The sequence below is a fragment of the Dellaglioa sp. CoH-55-MRSF-7 genome (assembly GCF_056782235.1).
Genome location: NZ_JBXAYI010000030.1, coordinates 1 through 712, shown reverse-complemented (window position 1 = coordinate 712; position 712 = coordinate 1). Strand labels below are relative to the sequence as shown.

Genomic DNA, 712 nt, shown 5'->3' with positions numbered 1-712 from the left:
CGCGTGTGCTGAATTATGTTTTGAAGCATGTGCTACTCCTTATTTAACAATCTTGTTTAGTACTCGGCGTCGTACATCTACGATCTTCTCGCGCATGCTTTGTTCAACGTCCAGACTCTCTACCCACACATCGAAGAAGTCATCGACGCGAACAACCAATTCCTCAGCATTGCTCAAGTCCTCGGTGAGAACAGCGCGCAAGTCTTCCTTGGACCGGAAGTTCTTGATGAGCACAATGTTTGAGAACGCTGAGTAGTCCGATGCATTTACGTCTGCACCGTCCTGAATCACTAGCTTTACCAGATTTTTCTTTCCGCGTGGAATGCTCTCAAGATCGGCACGTGAGGACAGCACCACCGTATGTAGCTTGTACACTGGGTCGTGGTTTATGAACTCTATCTCGTGGTCTGCAACGCTGTTAAACTGGATATGTGCAAAGTACTTTGGAAGCTGTTCCCCAAAATTATTTTGGTACAGTGTGCCCGGAAAGTAAGTGTTTCGAACCTTGTGTCCTGTATGCAGGTGACCACCAACGGCCACCGCCTTCGACCGGTTCATACCTTCCTTCTTGACGGTGCGACCCGAATCAGATTTCGATCCGTACACTTCATTGTGGAAGATGTTTAGCGCGCGATCCGAGAAGTCTAGATGTGGATATGGCAAGAACCTGACTGGTGCCCTATCTATTTTCACATCTGTAGGATGCGTGTAG

The 712-nt window shown here is 48.0% G+C and carries 1 protein-coding gene; it reads right to left on the bottom strand.

What is annotated here, in order from left to right:
- Positions 1-39: 39 nt before the first annotated feature.
- A partial coding sequence (locus AC1RPU_RS07675; RefSeq protein WP_481769593.1) for a hypothetical protein occupies positions 40-712 on the bottom strand: 673 nt, incomplete at its 5' end.